A 17,647-nucleotide genomic window follows, 5' to 3' on the forward strand; every position below is an offset into this window, starting at 1 on the left:
CGGTCCGCGTTCGGGCGAAGCAGTCGTAAATCCTGAGCACCGGCTCTACCTGATTCACTGCAGTGAAGGGCTGTGGGGCCGCTTCGCGTCCCAGCGGGAGCAAGCTCCCTCGCCACAAAAAGTGGTCGCCTCAACTACCTGCACATTAATTGGCTACATAAAAACAAGAGGATTTTCTCATGGCTAAAATCGGATTTATCGGCACCGGCATCATGGGCCACCCAATGGCGTTGAACCTGCAGAAAGCCGGTCACAGCCTGTTCCTGTCGGCACACCACGATACCGCTCCGGCAGACCTGATCGCCGCTGGCGCGGTGGCGCTGGCGAACCCGAAAGAAGTCGCCCAGGAAGCCGAATTCATCATCGTCATGGTGCCGGATACCCCGCAGGTTGACGACGTACTGTTCCGCGCCGACGGCATCGCTGCCGGTGTCGGCCCTGGCAAAGTCGTGATCGACATGAGCTCGATCTCGCCGACCGCGACCAAGACCTTCGCCGCCAAAATCAATGAAAAAGGCGCGCAGTACCTCGACGCCCCGGTATCCGGTGGTGAAGTCGGCGCCAAGGCGGCCACCCTGAGCATCATGGTCGGCGGCGACGCAAACGCCTTCGAACGCGCCCTGCCGCTGTTCCAGGCCATGGGCAAGAACATCACCCTGGTTGGTGGCAATGGCGACGGTCAAACCGCCAAGGTGGCCAACCAGATCATCGTCGCGCTGAACATCCAGGCCGTTGCCGAAGCGCTGTTGTTCGCCTCGAAAAACGGTGCCGATCCGGCCAAGGTGCGTGAAGCCCTGATGGGTGGTTTCGCTTCGTCGAAGATTCTCGAAGTCCACGGCGAGCGCATGATCAAAGGCACCTTCGATCCAGGCTTCCGCATCAGCCTGCACCAGAAAGACCTCAACCTGGCGCTGGCCGGTGCTCGCGAGCTGGGCATCAACTTGCCGAACACCGCCAACACCCAGCAAGTGTTCAGCACCTGCGCGGCCATCGGTGGCAGCAACTGGGACCACTCGGCGCTGATCAAGGGCCTGGAACACATGGCGAACTTCTCGATCCGCGACAAGAAGTAAGCCCTGCCCGGTACTGATCGTTCCCACGCGCAGCAAAGGAACGCATCCCTGCCGAAGCGGACGCGGAGCGTCCATTGAGGCATTCCCACGCGGAGCGTGGGAACGATCATTAGCTCTGTTCCAAAAACAATAAGATTGGGAGCCCGCCATGTCGGTCGATCCGCAACAATTCCTGCGCGACCTGTTCGCCACCGCCATCGACGCGGCCCATCCGCACCAGGTCCTCGAAGCCCATTTACCCAAAGACCGCAGCGGCCGGGTGATCGTCATCGGTGCCGGCAAGGCTGCCGCGGCCATGGCGCTGGTGGTCGAGCGCTGCTGGCAGGGTGAAGTGTCCGGCCTGGTCGTCACCCGCTACGGTCACGGCGCACCGTGCGAAAAAATCGAAGTGGTCGAAGCCGCCCACCCGGTGCCCGACGCCGCCGGCCTGGCCGTGGCCAAGCGAGTCCTGGAACGGGTCAGCAACCTCAGTGAAGACGACCGCGTGATCTTCCTGCTGTCGGGGGGTGGTTCAGCCTTGCTGGCCCTGCCCGCTGCCGGGATCACCTTGGCCGACAAACAGGCGATCAACAAAGCCCTGCTCAAGTCCGGCGCGACCATTGGCGAGATGAACTGCGTGCGCAAGCACCTCTCGGCGATCAAGGGCGGACGCCTGGGTAAAGCCTGCTGGCCCGCGACGGTCTACACCTATGCCATTTCCGATGTCCCGGGCGACCTTGCCACGGTGATCGCGTCCGGCCCGACCGTGGCCGACCCAAGCACCTCGGCAGACGCGCTGGCCATTCTCAAACGCTACGCCATCGATGTCCCGGCATCGGTACGCAGCTGGCTGCAGAACCCCGAATCCGAGACCGTGAAACCTGGCGATCCATGCCTGGCGCGCAACCATTTCCAACTGATTGCCCGTCCCCAGCAATCCCTGGAAGCGGCTGCGGTGAAAGCCCGTCAAGCCGGTTTCAGCCCGTTGATCCTCGGTGACCTGGAAGGCGAGTCCCGCGAAGTGGCGAAAGTCCACGCCGGGATCGCGCGCCAAGTGGTGCTGCACGGCCAGCCCCTGGCGGCTCCCTGCGTGATCCTGTCGGGAGGTGAAACCACGGTCACCGTACGCGGCAATGGCCGTGGCGGACGCAATGCCGAGTTCCTGCTCAGCCTGACCGACAGCCTCAAAGGCCTGCCGGGTGTCTACGCCCTGGCCGGCGATACCGACGGCATCGACGGTTCCGAGGACAACGCCGGCGCCATCATGACCCCGGACAGCTACGCTCGCGCCGCGGCGCTGGGCCTGAGTGCCAGCGATGAACTGGACAACAACAATGGCTACGGCTACTTCGAGGCGCTCGACGCCCTGATCGTCACCGAGCCGACGCGCACCAACGTCAACGACTTCCGTGCCATCCTGATCCTCGAGAGCCCTAAACATGACGCCTGATAAAAAGGTCAAAATCCTCGCCACCCTGGGTCCCGCCACCGACGGGATCGACACCATTCGCGAGCTGGTGCAGGCCGGGGTCAACATCTTCCGCCTGAACTTCAGCCACGGCGAGCACGCCGATCACGCCCAGCGCTATCAGTGGATCCGCGAAGTCGAACGCCAGCTCAACTACCCGCTCGGCATCCTGATGGACCTGCAAGGCCCGAAACTGCGGGTCGGCAAGTTCGCCCAAGGCAAGGTGCAACTGGTCCGGGGGCAAGCCTTGCGCCTGGACCTGGATACCACACCGGGCGATGAACATCGGGTCAACCTGCCGCACCCGGAAATCATCGCCGCCCTGGAACCCGGCATGGACCTGCTGCTGGACGACGGCAAGCTGCGCCTGCGGGTGGTGACCAAGTACGCCGACGCCATCGACACCACAGTGCTCAATGGCGGTGAACTGTCGGACCGCAAGGGCGTCAATGTGCCGCAAGCGGTACTCGACCTCAGCCCGCTGACCGACAAGGATCGCCGCGACCTGAGTTTCGGCCTGGAGCTGGGTGTGGACTGGGTGGCCCTGTCGTTCGTGCAGCGTCCTGACGACATTCGTGAGGCCCGTTCGCTGATCGGCGACAAAGCCTTTTTGATGGCGAAAATCGAGAAGCCATCGGCCGTTGAACAGTTGCGCGAGATCGCCGAACTGAGCGACGCGATCATGGTGGCCCGTGGTGACCTGGGCGTGGAAGTCCCGGCCGAGAGCGTGCCGCAGATCCAGAAAGACATCATCAGCACCTGCCGCCAACTCGGCAAGCCGGTGGTGGTGGCGACTCAGATGCTGGAGTCGATGCGGTTCTCTCCGGCACCGACCCGTGCCGAAGTCACCGATGTGGCCACGGCCGTGGCCGAAGGCACTGACGCGGTGATGCTGTCGGCGGAAACCGCCTCCGGTGACTACCCGCTCGAAGCGGTGCAGATGATGAGCAAGATCATCCGCCAGGTCGAAAGCGGCCCGGATTATCAGGCACAGCTGGACGTCAGCCGACCGAAAGCCGAGGCCACCACCTCGGACGCCATCAGTTGCGCCATTCGCCGGATCAGCAACATCCTGCCGGTTGCGGTGCTGGTGAACTACAGCGAGTCAGGCACCTCGAGCTTGCGCGCCGCTCGCGAGCGTCCTTCGGTGCCGATCCTCAACCTGACCCCCAACCTGACGACCGCGCGGCGCCTGAGCGTGGCCTGGGGCGTGCACTCAGTGGTCAACGATCGTCTGCGCCAGGTGGATGAAGTGTGCTCTACCGCGCTGGAGATCGCCCAGGCGCAAGGCATGGCCCAGCGTGGCGACACGTTGTTGATCACCGCCGGTGTGCCTTTCGGTCAACCCGGGTCGACTAACTCGTTACGAATAGAGACATTGATCTAACGAACTGCCCTTGTGGCGAGGGAGCAAGCTCGCGCTCGACTGCAGAGCAGTCGTCTTTCGGTATGACGGTTTTCACAGAAAAACCGCGCTCATCGATTTTAGGGCCGCTTTGCGGCCCAGCGGGAGCAAGCTCCCTCGCCACAGGGTTTTATGCAACTCCCCGGTAATGATCTTCATGCCTGCCAACCACTTCAACACCCATTGCCCCGATTGGGCCACTGCCCTGCTCAACGGCTTCAGCCAGATTTTCCTCCAGCGCAACCCGCTGTGCGGCCTGCTATGCCTGCTGGCCATCCTCCTGACGGCCCCGGCCTTGCTCGGCGGCGCCCTGCTGGGTGGCGTCGCCGGCTTGCTCACCGCGCAACGTCGTGGCTATGCCAAGGCGGATCGCCAGGCCGGCCTGTTCAGCTACAACGGCGTATTGATCGGCCTGTTGCTGAGCCTGGCCTTCAGTTGGTCGGCCATGCTGCCGCCCCTGATCCTCGCCTGCGGCGGGCTGAGCGCCATGCTCACCGAGCAATGGCTCAAACGCACGCGCGAGCGGCGCTTTTTACCCGCCTATACCGCGCCCTTCGTGCTCCTGGGCTGGTTGCTCCTGAGCTTCGCCGCGCCCACCCCTGCAACGCCTGGCCCCGTGGCCGAACTCACGGCCTTGAACCTGCTGGGTGCCGGACTCAAGGGCCTGGGTCAAGTCATGTTCCTCGACCATCCGCTGGCGGGTGTCCTGATCGCCGCCGGTCTATTGCTCGCCGATCGCCGCGCCGCCCTCTGGGCACTGGTCGGTTCCGCCGCCGGCCTGACCTGCGCCCTGTGGATGAACGACACCCCAGGCGCCTTGCTCGGCCTGCAGGGCTACAACCCGGCACTGGCAGCCCTCGCCCTCAGTCAGCAACGCCGCCAACCCTGGCTGCCGCTGCTGGGTATCGCGCTGGCGATCCTGCTCACACCGGCCTTCGCCGCCATGGGCCTGGCAACGCTGACCGCGCCCTTCATTCTTGCCTGCTGGTTGCTGCGTGCCGGCATTCGGTTGCTGCGCCGCACACCCCGCGACCGTACGCCTTGCCAAACCCCGGAGAATCAACCTAGGCTGCGCTGATTTAAAGCCAAGGCGATGTGAATGGACAGCAGGGACACGTGGCGCAATCGCCTGTACGTGATTATTTTCCAGACCGACACACCGGCGGGACGGCGCTTCGACACCAGCTTGCTGCTGATCATCTTCGCCAGCCTGGTGGTGGTGATCCTGGACAGCATCGATGACGTCCATCAGAACTACGCCGGCCTGCTGGCCGCCATCGAGTGGGGCTTCACCGCGATTTTCCTGCTCGAGTACGGCCTGCGCCTGTACTGCTCCCCCAAACCGCTGCGCTATGCCTTCAGCTTCTATGGCCTGGTGGACCTGCTGGCGATCGTGCCGGGGATCCTGGCACTGTATTACAGCGACGCCCAGTACCTGTTGATCATCCGGGTGATCCGGATGCTGCGGATCTTCCGCGTGCTCAAGCTCGGCCCCTACCTCAAGCAGGCCCATTACCTGCTCGACGCCTTGCGCGGCAGCAAACAGAAAATCCTCGTGTTCCTGCTCAGCGTCTGCACCCTGGTCACGGTGTTCGGCACCCTGATGTACGTGGTCGAAGGCCCGGAACATGGCTTTACCAGCATTCCCAAAGGCATCTATTGGGCAATCGTGACCCTGACCACGGTCGGCTACGGCGACATCGTGCCCAAGACCATATTGGGCCAGATCATTTCGTCGATGGTGATGATCACCGGTTACTCGATCATTGCTGTGCCCACCGGGATCTTCACCGCGGAACTGGCCAACGCCATGCGCGGGGAAAAGCTGCAACACGACTGCCCGGTGTGCAGCAAAGACAACCATGAACACGGCGCGTCGTTCTGCTCACGCTGCGGCAACGCGCTATTCAAGAGAATCGAATAAGCAAAGCACTTTTTAGTATTTAAAGAGCTATAGAGCTCCAGCTATAGTCGACGGCAAATTGCCTTCACTCTCTCGAACAAAAGGAATGTGCAGTGAAAAAGATCTTTGGCGCTTCACTTCTGGCCGCCGGCCTGACCCTCGCTAGCGTGGCTCAAGCCGCACCGACCCTGCTTAACGTGTCCTACGACGTGATGCGCGATTTCTATAAGGACTACAACACTGCCTTCCAGAAACACTGGCAAGCCGAGCACAACGAAAACATCACCGTGCAGATGTCCTTCGGCGGCTCCAGCAAACAGGCGCGCTCGGTGATCGACGGCCTGCCAGCCGACATCATCACCATGAACATGGCCACCGACATCAACGCGTTGGCCGACAACGGCAAACTGGTCCCTGAGAACTGGGTCACCCGCCTGCCGAACAACAGTGCACCGTTCACCTCGGCCACCGTATTCATCGTCCGCAAAGGCAACCCCAAAGCCCTGAAAGACTGGCCAGACCTGCTCAAGGATGGCGTCCAGGTCATCGTGCCAAACCCGAAAACCTCGGGTAACGGCCGCTACACCTACCTGTCGGCCTGGGGCTACGTGCTGAAGAATGGCGGCGACGAGAACAAGGCCAAGGACTTCGTCGGCAAACTGTTCAAGCAAGCCCCGGTGCTCGACACCGGTGGCCGCGCCGCCACCACCACCTTCATGACCAACCAGATCGGCGACGTGCTGGTGACCTTCGAAAACGAAGCGGAAATGATCGCCCGCGAGTTCGGCCGCGACCAGTTCGAAGTGATCTACCCGAGTGTCTCCGCCGAAGCCGAGCCACCGGTGAGCGTGGTCGACAAGGTCGTCGACAGGAAAGGCACCCGCGCCGCCGCCGACGAGTACCTGAAATACCTGTGGTCCCCACAGGGCCAGGAAATTGCCGCCGCCAACTACCTGCGCCCGCGTGACCCGGCCATCCTCGCCAAATACACCGACCGCTTCCCGACAGTCGATTTCCTGTCGGTGGAGAAAACCTTCGGTGACTGGCGCACCGTGCAGAAAACCCACTTCAACGATGGCGGTGTTTTCGACCAGATCTATAGCGGCCAGTAAACGCTGGGCGAGACATGAAAAAGGCGACCTTCGGGTCTAATGCCAGTCAGTCAAGTAACTTGAGCGAAGAAGATCCTGTGGGAGCGGGCTTGCCCGCTCCCACGGGTTCTGCGGCTTAACTGACGGGCATTAACCTTGGGGTCGACTAAGGAAGCATCGCCTCCACTTCCACCTCAATCAGCCATTGCGGTAGCGAAAGACCACTCACCATCACCCACGATGACGCCGGCGGATTGCTCGGAAAACGCTCCAACAACACCTCGGTGATCTGGTCCTGCTGATCACGGGCAGAATCGACAATGTAAATCCGCATAATCACCACATGAGACAAGTCTCCACCCGCCTCGGCCAGTATGGCCTCGATGTTGTCGAATACCTTGTCCGCTTGTTCGCGCAGCCCCAGGGCAACCGTGCGCTCACACTCATCGACACCAACCTGACCGGATAACAACAAACGGCGCCCGCCGCTCACTTCAACGGCCTGGCTGAAACCGTACTGCAGCGAGTTGAAAACAGTTGAAGGATTCAAAACCGACTTCTGCATAGGGACTCCCGATTCCTTGAGATGATCGGGAAAACTAAACCAACGCCCATCAGAGTTCTACCCGAAGTCCACCCGCTGCAATACCAGGAAACGTAACTACTCGGGACGAAGTTACCCCTATTACCTGCAGGTGTTTCTCAGTGCCTCACCAGTTTCTCCAATGCCGCGTCGGCCAAAAAGGAGGAGCGGCTTTTAACGTTATGCTCCCGTACATAGCGGTCAATGCGCTGGATCACGTAGCCCGGCAATGTCACGTTGACCTTCTCGGTCTTGCCCAGATAAGGCGCGATGTCCAGTTCCAGCATCCCCCAGCCCATGTCGGAAAAATCCGGGTTACTGCGGTGCAACGCGGCAGAAGTCGGCATCGGTATGTCCTCCCCGCCAGCGGCGATCTCCTGCAACATGATGTGGGCAACTTCTACCGCTGAGTTGTAAGCCTCTTCAAACGTGTCTCCTGCGGTGACAGCGCCCGGAATATCGGGGATCTGAATACCGATGGCGGTGTCCTCGTCGCCCCATTCGATACAGATGGGAAATTGCATTACGGATCTCCTGCGTAACTGGCTACCGGGTAATGAAGCCCGGCTCGCCTCCTGATGCTTTTAACCGTCCCGATCGGCAAGTCTTTCTTTGGATGGGGTACGGGTATCGTGAACGGACTGTAAGGGTGGGTGAAGATGTGATGACTGCCAGTGACCCGGTCGAGCCTCCAGCCCGCCGCCTCCAGCTCCTTGATCAATAACCTGCTCTGCACCACGCGCCTCCTTGCCCCGGCCCAAATAAAAATAACCCTAGAGTTACTTTTACTCAAGCACAAAAAGTCGAGCCGTGACGTACGGTTGTTTTACAGCGTGTTGAATTGATCGGTGTCTGCGGCGAGGACTGAGCCGGTAGATGCATTGAACCCACCTGCAAAAACGGCGACCCGAAGGTCGCCGTTTGCGTTACTGCCCGTACTGCCGGCCCAACCCCGACGGCACGCCATGGATATCGGTATCCTCCCATGGCCCTTGCGGGCTGATGCTGCGGCTCCAACCGTTGTTCCAGCGATAGTAGGTGCGCTGGCGGTAGAAGACGTTGGTCTGGTCGTCGAGGACATAGACACCCAATCTGGCGTCCCAGTGGCTGTTGCCGCCAGGAGGTGGGGCGAAGCTTGCCGAGGTGCGAGGCAGGGGCTTGCCCGGTTTGTTCGGGGTCACCGGCTTGCTGGGCGCGGTGGAAGGCCCAGGCTTGGTCGTCGGGCCCGATGGCGGGATCGGCGGCAATGGCCGGGTATCCGGTAATGGCTCCTGGACCGCACAGGCGCTCAACCCCAAAACCAGGCTGAGCAGAGTGATACGGGCGAATACGGTCATTGCGGTGTTTCCTGGTTATTTGTCCGGACTGTCGATGGTCAGTATTTGCGGCGCGGTGGTGCTGCTGGCCAAAGGCTGGCTGCGACCGATCCATTCGCCGGCAGTCGGTTGACCGGCACGAGACACGCGCGCAACCAGTTGGACTTCAGGAAAGTTGGACAGTTTCAACTGCGGCATCATTGCGTCGGCATCACCCAGCTCAACGGTCACAGGCAGGTCGGCGACTGTCAGGCGCTTGGCTGCCAGGGGGGCCGGCGGGCCGGACGTGGCGCGCGCAAAGATGAACACGCTGTCACCCGGCAGGACCTTGGCCTTCAGGTCAGCCGCCAGGTCGACGGTCACCTTCAGCAGCGCCGCGGGCTTGGCCGCGGCGACCGGAGCCTTGGCCACGGCACCGCCGCTCTCCTGCAATTTTTCGCTCGCCCGTTGGATGCCGCCCTGCAGGGCGCTGCGCGAATTGTCCTCGGCTGGCAGTTGCGCCAGCAGGCGATTCCAGTAGTCGATGGCCTCCTGGTAACGCTCGCCTTCGAAGGCCGCGATGCCCAGCAGGCCGAGGCTGGTGACTTCTTTCGGATCAGCCTTGAGCGCTTCGTCGGTCAGCGCCTGGACCTTGTCCGACCACTTCTTGTTGTCGGCAAAGTACTGGGCCTGGGCCCACTGGCCGAGCAACTCGGGCTGACGACCGGCAATGGCCACGGTGCGTTCGAAAATCTTTGCGGCGTCCGCCGGACGGTCCTGGGCCATATAGGTACGCCCCAGGAAGTACAGGCCTTCGGCAGAGTCCGGCTGAGCGGCAACGGCACGCTCCAGGCGCAGGGTCATCTCTTCCATCGACTGCGGCGCCTGGGCGAACTCGCGGGTCAATTCGACCTTGTCGCTGGCACCAAAATGCAGGTACAGCCCCAGCCCCAACACCGGCACCAGGATCGCGGCCAGCAACGGCAGCGGCTTGCCCAAGCGGGAAACCCGGCCGGTATCGGCACCTTCGGTGTCGGCCAACAGCTCACGGGCGGCTTCGTCACGACCGGCGCTCATCTGCGTCGCATCGAGCACGCCTTCGGCCTGCTGCGACTGCAACTCGGCCACGCGCTCTTGGTAAAGCGCCACGTTCAGCGCGGTACGATCCTCTTCGCGCTGGGCGCGACGGCCCCGCAGCACCGGGATCAATAGAAAACTCAGGGCAACCAGTAGAAGCAGACCTGCAGCGAGCCAGAAATCAATCATTCTTGGTTTTTATCCAACAGTTGGTCGAGGCGCTTGCGCTCCTCGTCAGTAAGCGTGTCCTTGCCAGCGGCACGCTCGACGCGCCGACGACGGACGATCAGGGCAATCACCACCACACCTCCGAGCAACAGCCCGGCCGGGCCAAACCACAACAGCGCGGTCTTGCCGGTCAGGGCCGGCTTGTAGCGCACGAAGTCGCCATAGCGATCGACCATGAAGTCGATGATCTGCTGGTTGTCCTTGCCCTCGCCGAGCATGCGGAAAATCTCTTTGCGCAGGTCAGCGGCAATCGGCGCGTTGGAGTCGGCAATGTCCTGGTTCTGGCACTTGGGGCAACGCAGCTCTTTGGTCAGCTCGCGAAACCGCTCGCGATCGCCTTCCTTGGCGAACTCGTAGGTGTCGATGGCCGCATGGGCCACACCCGCGATGCTCAAGCCCAGTACGGCGGCGGCAATCCAGCGCTTCATGGCTTGGCCTCGTCGACCAGCGCCTGGTACTTGAACGCCAGTTGCTCACGCCAGACCACTTCGTCGATCACCCCGACGTATTTGTCGCGAATGATGCCCTTGGCGTCGATGAAGAAGGTTTCCGGGGCACCGTAGACACCCAGGTTCAGGCCCAGGGTGCCCTCCTCGTCACGGATGTCCAGCAGGTACGGGTTATGGAACTCGGCCAGCCACTTCAAGGCGTCGGCATTGACGTCCTTGTAGTTGACGCCGTAGATCGCCACGCCCTGCTCGGCCAGCTTGTTCAGCACCGGGTGTTCGACCCGGCAGGAAATGCACCAGGTCCCCCAGACGTTGACCAGCGCCGGCTTGCCCAACAGGTCGGCGCGGGTCAGGGTCTTGTCGCCCTGCACCGTGGGCAGGGAGAACTCCGGGAACGGCTTGCCGATCATGGCCGAAGGCAACTCGGCCGGGTTCAGGTACAACCCCCGATAAAGAAACACGGCGACCACCAGGAACAGCGCCAGTGGCAACACCATCAACCAACGTTTCATGCAGTCGCTCCCGTCATGCCCAGCGCTTCACGCACACGGCTTTTCACCTTGACCCGATAACGCCGGTCCATTGCCGCCAGCAAACCGCCAAAACCGGTGAGCAGGCCGCCGAACCAGATCCAGCGCACGAACGGCTTGACGTGCACGCGCACGGCCCAGGCGCCATCGCCCAGCGATTCACCCAGGGCCACATAGATGTCCCGGGTGAAGCCGGCGTCGATCCCGGCTTCGGTCATGACCGAGTTCTGCACGGTATACAGGCGTTTTTCCGGGTGCAGGACACTGACTTCCTTGCCATCGCGGATCACCCGCACGGTGCCCTTGTCGGAGGTGAAGTTCGGGCCTTCGAAGTGCTTGGCCCCTTCGAACACGAAGTGATAACCGGCCAGCTCCATCGACTCGCCCGGGTCCAGGCGCAAATCGCGCTCGGCGCTGTTCTGGCTCGACAGCACCACGCCCAGCGCGCACACGGCGATGCCAAAATGCGCGATCTGCATGCCCCAGTAGCTGCGGGTCAGGGTCGGCAGGCCCTTGACCAGGCCCTTGTGACGGGTTTTATCGAAGATGTCACGCACACCGGCCAGCAACACCCAGGCCGCGAGCATGAAGGTCGCCAGCACCGCCCAGTTGAAATCGCCGTAGGCGATCCCGGCCACCACGGCCAGCGCGGCGCTGCCCAGCAGCACCGGGGTCAGCATGCCCAGCAGCCATTTCACCGGGGTGTCTTTCCAGCGCACCAGCACGCCCACCGCCATGACCATCATCAGCAATGCCATCAATGGAATGAACAGGGCGTTGAAGTACGGCGGGCCTACTGACAGCTTGGCGCCGGTCAGGGCGTCCAGCACCAGCGGGTACAAGGTGCCCAGCAGAATCATCGAGGCCGCCACCACCAGCACCAGGTTATTGCCCAGCAGCAGGGTTTCACGGGACCACAGGTTGAAGCCCACGTGGCTCTTGACCACCGGCGCGCGCAAGGCAAACAGCGTCAGCGAACCGCCCACCACGAACAGCAGGAAGATCAGGATGAACACACCGCGCTCAGGGTCCGAGGCGAATGCGTGCACCGACGTCAGGACGCCGGAACGGACCAGGAAGGTGCCCAGCAGGCTCAGGGAAAACGCGGCGATGGCCAGCAACACGGTCCAGCTCTTGAACACACCCCGTTTTTCAGTCACCGCCAGCGAGTGGATCAGCGCGGTGCCGACCAGCCATGGCATGAACGAGGCGTTTTCCACCGGGTCCCAGAACCACCAGCCACCCCAGCCGAGTTCGTAGTAGGCCCACCACGAGCCGAGGGTGATGCCGATACCCAGGAAAGCCCAGGCAACAATGGTCCAGGGACGGGACCAACGGGCCCACGCCGCATCCAGGCGACCGCCCATCAACGCGGCAATGGCGAAGGCGAAGGCCACCGAGAAGCCGACGTAGCCCATGTAGAGCATCGGCGGGTGAACAATCAGGCCGATGTCTTGCAACAACGGATTGAGGTCGGCGCCATCCGTCGGCATTTGCGGCAGGATGCGCTCGAACGGGTTCGAGGTAGCGATCAGGAACAACAGGAAACCGGTGCTGATCATGCCCATCACCGCCAGTACCCGGGCCAGCATGACCTGCGGCAGTTGCCGGGAGAACACCGACACCGCGAAGGTCCAGCCACCGAGAATCAGCGCCCACAGCAACAGGGAACCTTCGTGGGCGCCCCACACGGCGCTGAACTTGTAGTACCAGGGCAACGCGCTGTTGGAGTTGTTGGCCACATAGGCGACCGAGAAGTCATCGGCCATGAAGGCATAGGTCAGGCACCCGAAGGCGAACGCCAGAAAGGTGAACTGCCCCCACGCCGCAGGCTGGGCCAGGCCCATCCACAGGCGATCGCCGCGCCAGGCGCCGAGCAACGGCACAATGGCCTGCACGACGGCAAAGCACAGGGCGAGAATCATCGCCAGGTGGCCAAGCTCGGGAATAAAGAGACCGGAAGTCATGGATCAACCCTCCTTCGCGGGTGTGGGAGCGGATTGACCACTGTCTTTGAGCGCCTTGGTCACTTCGGGCGGCATGTACTTCTCGTCGTGCTTGGCCAGCACTTCGTCCGCCACCACTACGCCATCAGCGTTCAGCTTGCCCAGCGCAACGATGCCCTGCCCTTCACGGAACAGGTCCGGAAGGATGCCGCGGTAGGTGATGGTCACGGACTTGTTGAAGTCGGTCACCACGAACCTGACGTCCAACGAATCGCCGGAGCGCTGCAGGGACCCGGCTTCGACCATGCCGCCCGCGCGGATGCGCGTGTCTTGCGGAGCTTCGCCGTTGGCGATCTGGGTCGGCGTGTAGAACAGGTTGATGTTCTGCTGCAGGGCGCTCAAGGCCAGGCCGACGGCAGCGCCGACACCGACCAGGATCGCGAGAATGATGACAAGACGTTTTTTACGCAGCGGATTCACTGGCTGTTCTCCCGGCGCAGACGACGCGCCTCTTGTTGCAGATAACGCTTGCGGGCCAGGATCGGCGCAGCCACGTTGAGGGCCAGTACCGCCAGGCAGATGCCATAGGCCGACCAGACATAAAGACCGTGATGGCCCATGGCGAGGAAGTCGCCAAATGAAGCGAAACTCATGACGCGGCCTCCAGGCTGTTTTGCACTTCGGCTTTCACCCAGCTGGCACGCGCTTCGCGCTTGAGCACTTCAAGGCGCATGCGCAGCAATAGCACCGCGCCGAAGAAACAGTAGAAGCCCAGCACCGTGAGCAACAACGGCAGCCACATTTGCGCCGGCATCGCCGGTTTTTCGGTGAGGGTGAAGGTGGCGCCCTGGTGCAGGGTGTTCCACCACTCCACCGAGTACTTGATGATCGGGATGTTGATCACACCGACAATCGCCAGCACCGCGCAGGCCTTGGCCGCGCTGTCGCGATTGCTGATGGCATTGCCCAGGGCAATCAGGCCGAAATACAGAAACAGCAGGATCAGCATCGACGTCAGCCGTGCATCCCAGACCCACCACGAGCCCCAGGTCGGCTTGCCCCAGATCGCCCCGGTCACCAGCGCCACGGCGGTCATCCAGGCACCGATCGGCGCGGCGCACTGCAGGGCCACGTCCGCCAGTTTCATCTTCCACACAAGTCCGACAATGCCGCAGACCGCCAGCATCACATAGACGGACTGGGCCAGCATGGCGGCCGGCACATGAATGTAGATGATCCGGAAGCTGTTGCCTTGCTGGTAGTCCGGCGGCGCGAAGGCCAGGCCCCAGACGGCACCGATGCCGATCAGCAGCAACGCGGCGATGCTCAGCCAGGGCAGCATTCTACCGCTGATGCCGTAAAACCACTTGGGTGAGCCGAGTTTATGAAACCAGGTCCAGTTCATTACTGTTTCCATCACGGTTGTTTTTCGTTGTCACGAAAAGCCAGGGCCTTTTCTGGTTAAAAAATAACCAGGCCTCATTATTCGCCGACGCTGATCTTCAGGCCAGCAGCTATTGCAAAGGGTGTCAGGGTTATCGCCAGGGCGGCCAGGCTACCCAGCCACAGCAGATACCCGGTTGCCGGCATGCCCTGGAGCGCCGCCTGCAAGGCGCCACTGCCCAGGATCAGCACCGGGATGTACAACGGCAAAATCAACAGCGCCAGCAGCAAGCCACCGCGCTTGAGACCCACCGTCAGTGCCGCACCGACCGCACCGAGCAAGCTCAGTACCGGTGTACCCAGCAACAGCGACAAGAGCAAAACCGGCAGACAAGCGGCAGGCAAACCGAGCATCAACGCCAGTAACGGCGCAAGCAATACCAGTGCCAGGCCGGAAAACACCCAGTGTGCCAGTACCTTGGCCAAAACCAGAAGAGGCAGGGGGTGCGACGAAAGGACCCACTGCTCAAGGGATCCGTCCTCGAAATCACTGCGAAAAAGCCCGTCCAGCGAGAGCAAAACCGACAAAAGGGCCGCTACCCAGACCAGGCCCGGCGACAAGGTTTGCAACAATTGTGTCTCAGGTCCGACCGCCAGCGGGAACAATGCAACGACGATGGCGAAGAATACGAGAGGGTTGGCCAGCTCTGCCGGTCGACGACACAGCAAGCGCGCCTCACGGGCGACCAACAGCGCAAAGACACTCATACGGCCCACCGCCCCAGATCAATGTCGCGGTAACCGGCCGGCATCCGGGTCAGGGTGTGGTGAGTGGTCAAGACCACCATGCCACCCTGCTCGCAGTGTGCGGCCAGGTGTTCTTCCAGCTGGGCGACACCTTGTTTGTCGAGCGCGGTAAACGGCTCGTCGAGAATCCACAACGTCGGACTGTCCAGGTACAACCGCGCCAGGGCGACCCGGCGTTGCTGCCCGGCGGACAAGGTGTGGCAGGGAACATCTTCGAAACCACGCAGTCCTACCGCTTCCAGCGCCCGCCAGATGGCCTCATGCGTGGCCGGTTGATGCAAGGCGCACAACCAGCTGAGGTTCTCCTCAGGGGTCAGCAAGTCCTTGATGCCGGCGGCATGGCCGATCCACAGCAGGTTGTGGGCCAGCTCCGTGCGCTGTTGATTGAGTGGCTGGCCATTGAGCAACACCTGGCCGCTGGTAGGCTGCATCAACCCGGCGAGCAGGCGCAGCAGGCTGGTCTTGCCGCTGCCGTTGGGGCCGCTGATCTGCAACATGTCACCGCTGCCCAGCTGCAATTCGAGGTGCTCGAAGAGCATTCGCAAGTCTCGCTCGCAGGCGAGCGCTACGGCTTGTAGTCGAGGGATGGTCAAAAGATCGCGGGCCTTTACGGTTCAAGTCGGCTGTGGATCGGCCGTTAACGTGGTGCAGCATAGAGGCATTGACGGCCTGTTCCAGAGAGCTGGGTCAAACAATTGCGATGTTTTCGCGAGGTCTCCGAAGACGGGCCGCATTATACATGTGATGTCCTACTCTAAAGAGGGCAATTTCGACAGGGTGTGACCTGATGACCGGTGAGATCAACATTCTTCCATTGCCCCCCACCGCAGCGGTCCCGTCGCGCCAGCAGGTCAGTGGCGAGTTGCTCAAGCTGCTCACGCCCATGGATGGCCTGATCGCGGCGGGCAAAAGTGCCGACGCGCAAGTCCTGTCGCTCAAGCAGAACGACCAGATCTTCCAGCTCCTGCTCAAAGTGACGCTCGACAGCGGCCGCCAGACCACGGTGCAGGCCACCAGCAATCTGCCGCTGCCCCAGGGTACCGGCCTGACCCTCACTCAACCCTCGGCCAGCAACCTGGCGATCACGGCACAACAGGTCCAGGCCGCGAACATTGCCGCCCTCACCCGCCTGGACACCTCGCAACTGCCGGTCGGCACGTTGTTGCAGGGTAAAGTACTGACCCAGCAGGCGTTACCCCAAACCCCGGGGCAACCGGCGGTGTACCGCTCCATGGTGAGCCTGCTCAATACGGCGCTCAGCGGCAGCACCCTGAGTATCGACAGTGCGCAACCGCTGCGCATCGGCACCCTGCTCAGCGCCCTGATCCAGGACTCGCAGACCCTGAGTTTCGTGCCGCTCGCCAACCGCCAGGATCAACTGGCGATCGCTCAACAGCTGATCAACCAGCAGCACCGTCAAGGCTCGCTGGAGGGTTTGCTCAAGGCCTTGCAAAACCTGCCCGCCGGCCAGCCCGCCGAGTTGCGTGCCACCGTCGAGCAACTGTTGGCAAGCCTGCCCGATGCACAACAATTAAGTTCCAGCAAAGGGCTGGCGCTGGCGCTGGCCAACAGCGGTCTGTTTCTGGAAAACAAGCTGCTCGCCGGAGCGTCTCCCGAGCTGGCCCAGGACCTGAAAGGCAACCTGCTGCGCCTGGTGGCACAGCTGGCGCCGGGATTGCCGGCCAATACCAGTTTCAATGCCGCCATTGCGGCCAACACCTTGGCCCAGGCGCTGCCAAGCTTCGTGCGCAACGCCCTCGGGACCCTGGGCCAGGTCAGTGCCAAGCCGCACCCCGGCAGCTTCCCCCTGCCTTCGCGCCTACTGCAGAGCCAGGACGGCGAAGGCGACCTGGAGCACCTGTTGCGCCTGGCGGCAGCCGCCATCTCTCGCCTGCAAAGCCATCAACTGGCGGGCCTGGAACAAACCGGCATGACCGAGGATGGCCGGCTGCAAACCACCTGGCAGCTGGAAATCCCCATGCGCAACGGGCAAGACATCGTGCCGTTGCAGGTCAAACTCCAGCGTGAAGATCCGCCACCCCGGGAGCACAAGGATCAACCCACCGAACGCGAAGCCCGGCAACCGCTGTGGCGGGTTGACCTGGCCTTCGACCTGGAGCCGCTGGGGTCGTTGCAGGTGCAGGCTCAACTGGTACGCGGTAGCCTGTCCAGCCAGCTCTGGGCCGAGCGCCCCTACACCGCGAGCCTGATCGAACAGCACCTGGGCAGCCTGCGCGCGCAACTGCTGGCCGCCGGGCTGAACGTTGGCGAACTGGGTTGCCACCTCGGCAAACCACCCCAGGGCCCGCAAACCCGTCTCGAACAACGCTGGGTCGACGATACCGCATGAAAAACCCCAACCCGCCCCGCCAGGCCATCGCCCTCAAGTACGACGGCAGCCAGGCCCCCACGCTGACCGCCAAGGGCGAC

Annotated in this window: 20 protein-coding genes and 1 pseudogene; 8 read left to right on the forward strand and 13 right to left on the reverse strand. The window is 62.3% G+C overall.

Translation table 11 applies throughout. The features are described 5' to 3' along the window. Positions 1 to 179: 179 nt before the first annotated feature. The 6 genes from CKW25_RS14235 to CKW25_RS14260 all read left to right on the forward strand — a co-directional run bounded on the left by CKW25_RS14235 (position 180) and on the right by CKW25_RS14260 (position 6,940). Positions 180 to 1,073: a 2-hydroxy-3-oxopropionate reductase gene (locus CKW25_RS14235; RefSeq protein WP_095080090.1), complete on the forward strand. Its 894-nt coding sequence runs from the start codon at positions 180 to 182 to the stop codon at positions 1,071 to 1,073. Positions 1,074 to 1,221: 148 nt separating this feature from the next. Continuing rightward, on the forward strand, positions 1,222 to 2,502 hold the full coding sequence (locus tag CKW25_RS14240) for a glycerate kinase (protein WP_095080091.1): 1,281 nt from the start codon (positions 1,222 to 1,224) through the stop codon (positions 2,500 to 2,502). After that, positions 2,492 to 3,907, forward strand: a complete 1,416-nt coding sequence (gene pyk, locus CKW25_RS14245) for a pyruvate kinase (protein ID WP_095080092.1) — start codon at positions 2,492 to 2,494, stop codon at positions 3,905 to 3,907. The genes CKW25_RS14240 and pyk overlap by 11 nt, the downstream gene beginning before the upstream one ends. 175 nt (positions 3,908 to 4,082) lie before the next feature. Next, positions 4,083 to 5,003: an urea transporter gene (locus CKW25_RS14250; protein ID WP_095080395.1), complete on the forward strand. Its 921-nt coding sequence runs from the start codon at positions 4,083 to 4,085 to the stop codon at positions 5,001 to 5,003. A gap of 21 nt (positions 5,004 to 5,024) precedes the next feature. Further along, positions 5,025 to 5,849, forward strand: coding sequence for an ion transporter (locus CKW25_RS14255; protein WP_095080093.1), 825 nt, complete (start codon positions 5,025 to 5,027; stop codon positions 5,847 to 5,849). Positions 5,850 to 5,941: 92 nt separating this feature from the next. Continuing rightward, on the forward strand, positions 5,942 to 6,940 hold the full coding sequence (locus CKW25_RS14260; protein ID WP_095080094.1) for a sulfate ABC transporter substrate-binding protein: 999 nt from the start codon (positions 5,942 to 5,944) through the stop codon (positions 6,938 to 6,940). A gap of 145 nt (positions 6,941 to 7,085) precedes the next feature. Here CKW25_RS14260 and CKW25_RS14265 read toward each other — a convergent pair whose 3' ends face one another. From CKW25_RS14265 to ccmA, 13 genes are all read right to left on the reverse strand, one after another. After that, a complete protein-coding gene (locus CKW25_RS14265; protein WP_095080095.1) occupies positions 7,086 to 7,484 on the reverse strand; it encodes a RidA family protein in 399 nt (132 codons plus the stop codon). Between the two features lie 137 nt (positions 7,485 to 7,621). Beyond that, on the reverse strand, positions 7,622 to 8,026 hold the full coding sequence (locus CKW25_RS14270; protein WP_095080096.1) for a type II toxin-antitoxin system HicB family antitoxin: 405 nt from the start codon (positions 8,024 to 8,026) through the stop codon (positions 7,622 to 7,624). Then, complete coding sequence (locus CKW25_RS14275) at positions 8,026 to 8,238, reverse strand: type II toxin-antitoxin system HicA family toxin (protein ID WP_095080097.1); 213 nt, start codon at positions 8,236 to 8,238, stop codon at positions 8,026 to 8,028. Before CKW25_RS14275 ends, CKW25_RS14270 begins: the two co-directional genes overlap by 1 nt. 190 nt (positions 8,239 to 8,428) lie before the next feature. Continuing rightward, a complete protein-coding gene (locus CKW25_RS14280) occupies positions 8,429 to 8,839 on the reverse strand; it encodes a hypothetical protein (protein WP_095080098.1) in 411 nt (136 codons plus the stop codon). A 15-nt stretch (positions 8,840 to 8,854) separates the two neighbouring features. After that, positions 8,855 to 10,063: a c-type cytochrome biogenesis protein CcmI gene (gene ccmI / locus CKW25_RS14285; RefSeq protein ID WP_095080099.1), complete on the reverse strand. Its 1,209-nt coding sequence runs from the start codon at positions 10,061 to 10,063 to the stop codon at positions 8,855 to 8,857. Further along, complete coding sequence (locus tag CKW25_RS14290) at positions 10,060 to 10,530, reverse strand: cytochrome c-type biogenesis protein (protein ID WP_095080100.1); 471 nt, start codon at positions 10,528 to 10,530, stop codon at positions 10,060 to 10,062. The genes ccmI and CKW25_RS14290 overlap by 4 nt, the downstream gene beginning before the upstream one ends. Further along, positions 10,527 to 11,063 carry a DsbE family thiol:disulfide interchange protein gene (locus CKW25_RS14295; RefSeq protein ID WP_095080101.1) on the reverse strand — a complete coding sequence of 179 codons (537 nt, stop codon included), beginning with the start codon at positions 11,061 to 11,063 and terminating at the stop codon, positions 10,527 to 10,529. Before CKW25_RS14295 ends, CKW25_RS14290 begins: the two co-directional genes overlap by 4 nt. Next, positions 11,060 to 13,048: a heme lyase CcmF/NrfE family subunit gene (locus CKW25_RS14300; protein WP_095080102.1), complete on the reverse strand. Its 1,989-nt coding sequence runs from the start codon at positions 13,046 to 13,048 to the stop codon at positions 11,060 to 11,062. The genes CKW25_RS14295 and CKW25_RS14300 overlap by 4 nt, the downstream gene beginning before the upstream one ends. Positions 13,049 to 13,051: 3 nt before the next feature. Continuing rightward, complete coding sequence (gene ccmE / locus CKW25_RS14305) at positions 13,052 to 13,507, reverse strand: cytochrome c maturation protein CcmE (RefSeq protein WP_095080103.1); 456 nt, start codon at positions 13,505 to 13,507, stop codon at positions 13,052 to 13,054. Next, positions 13,504 to 13,680 (reverse strand): heme exporter protein CcmD, encoded by a 177-nt coding sequence (gene ccmD / locus CKW25_RS14310; RefSeq protein WP_095080104.1) that lies wholly within the window; start codon positions 13,678 to 13,680, stop codon positions 13,504 to 13,506. The genes ccmE and ccmD overlap by 4 nt, the downstream gene beginning before the upstream one ends. After that, entirely contained in the window at positions 13,677 to 14,432 is a 756-nt protein-coding gene (locus tag CKW25_RS14315; RefSeq protein ID WP_095080105.1) for a heme ABC transporter permease, read from the reverse strand. The genes ccmD and CKW25_RS14315 overlap by 4 nt, the downstream gene beginning before the upstream one ends. A gap of 77 nt (positions 14,433 to 14,509) precedes the next feature. Continuing rightward, positions 14,510 to 15,178 (reverse strand): heme exporter protein CcmB, encoded by a 669-nt coding sequence (gene ccmB, locus CKW25_RS14320; protein ID WP_095080106.1) that lies wholly within the window; start codon positions 15,176 to 15,178, stop codon positions 14,510 to 14,512. Next, positions 15,175 to 15,810 (reverse strand): cytochrome c biogenesis heme-transporting ATPase CcmA, encoded by a 636-nt coding sequence (ccmA, locus tag CKW25_RS14325; RefSeq protein ID WP_095080107.1) that lies wholly within the window; start codon positions 15,808 to 15,810, stop codon positions 15,175 to 15,177. Before ccmA ends, ccmB begins: the two co-directional genes overlap by 4 nt. Positions 15,811 to 16,004: 194 nt before the next feature. Between ccmA and CKW25_RS14330 the strand changes: the two genes are divergently transcribed. Together CKW25_RS14330 and CKW25_RS27050 are read left to right on the forward strand one after the other, a co-directional pair. Next, a complete protein-coding gene (locus CKW25_RS14330; protein WP_095080108.1) occupies positions 16,005 to 17,567 on the forward strand; it encodes a flagellar hook-length control protein FliK in 1,563 nt (520 codons plus the stop codon). Next, positions 17,564 to 17,647: pseudogene (locus tag CKW25_RS27050) on the forward strand (flagellar biosynthesis protein FlhB); the annotation flags it as partial. The gene CKW25_RS14330 and the pseudogene CKW25_RS27050, both read left to right, overlap by 4 nt.

Origin of the sequence: Pseudomonas sp. Irchel s3h17 (assembly GCF_900187505.1) — a bacterium.
GTDB lineage: Bacteria > Pseudomonadota > Gammaproteobacteria > Pseudomonadales > Pseudomonadaceae > Aquipseudomonas.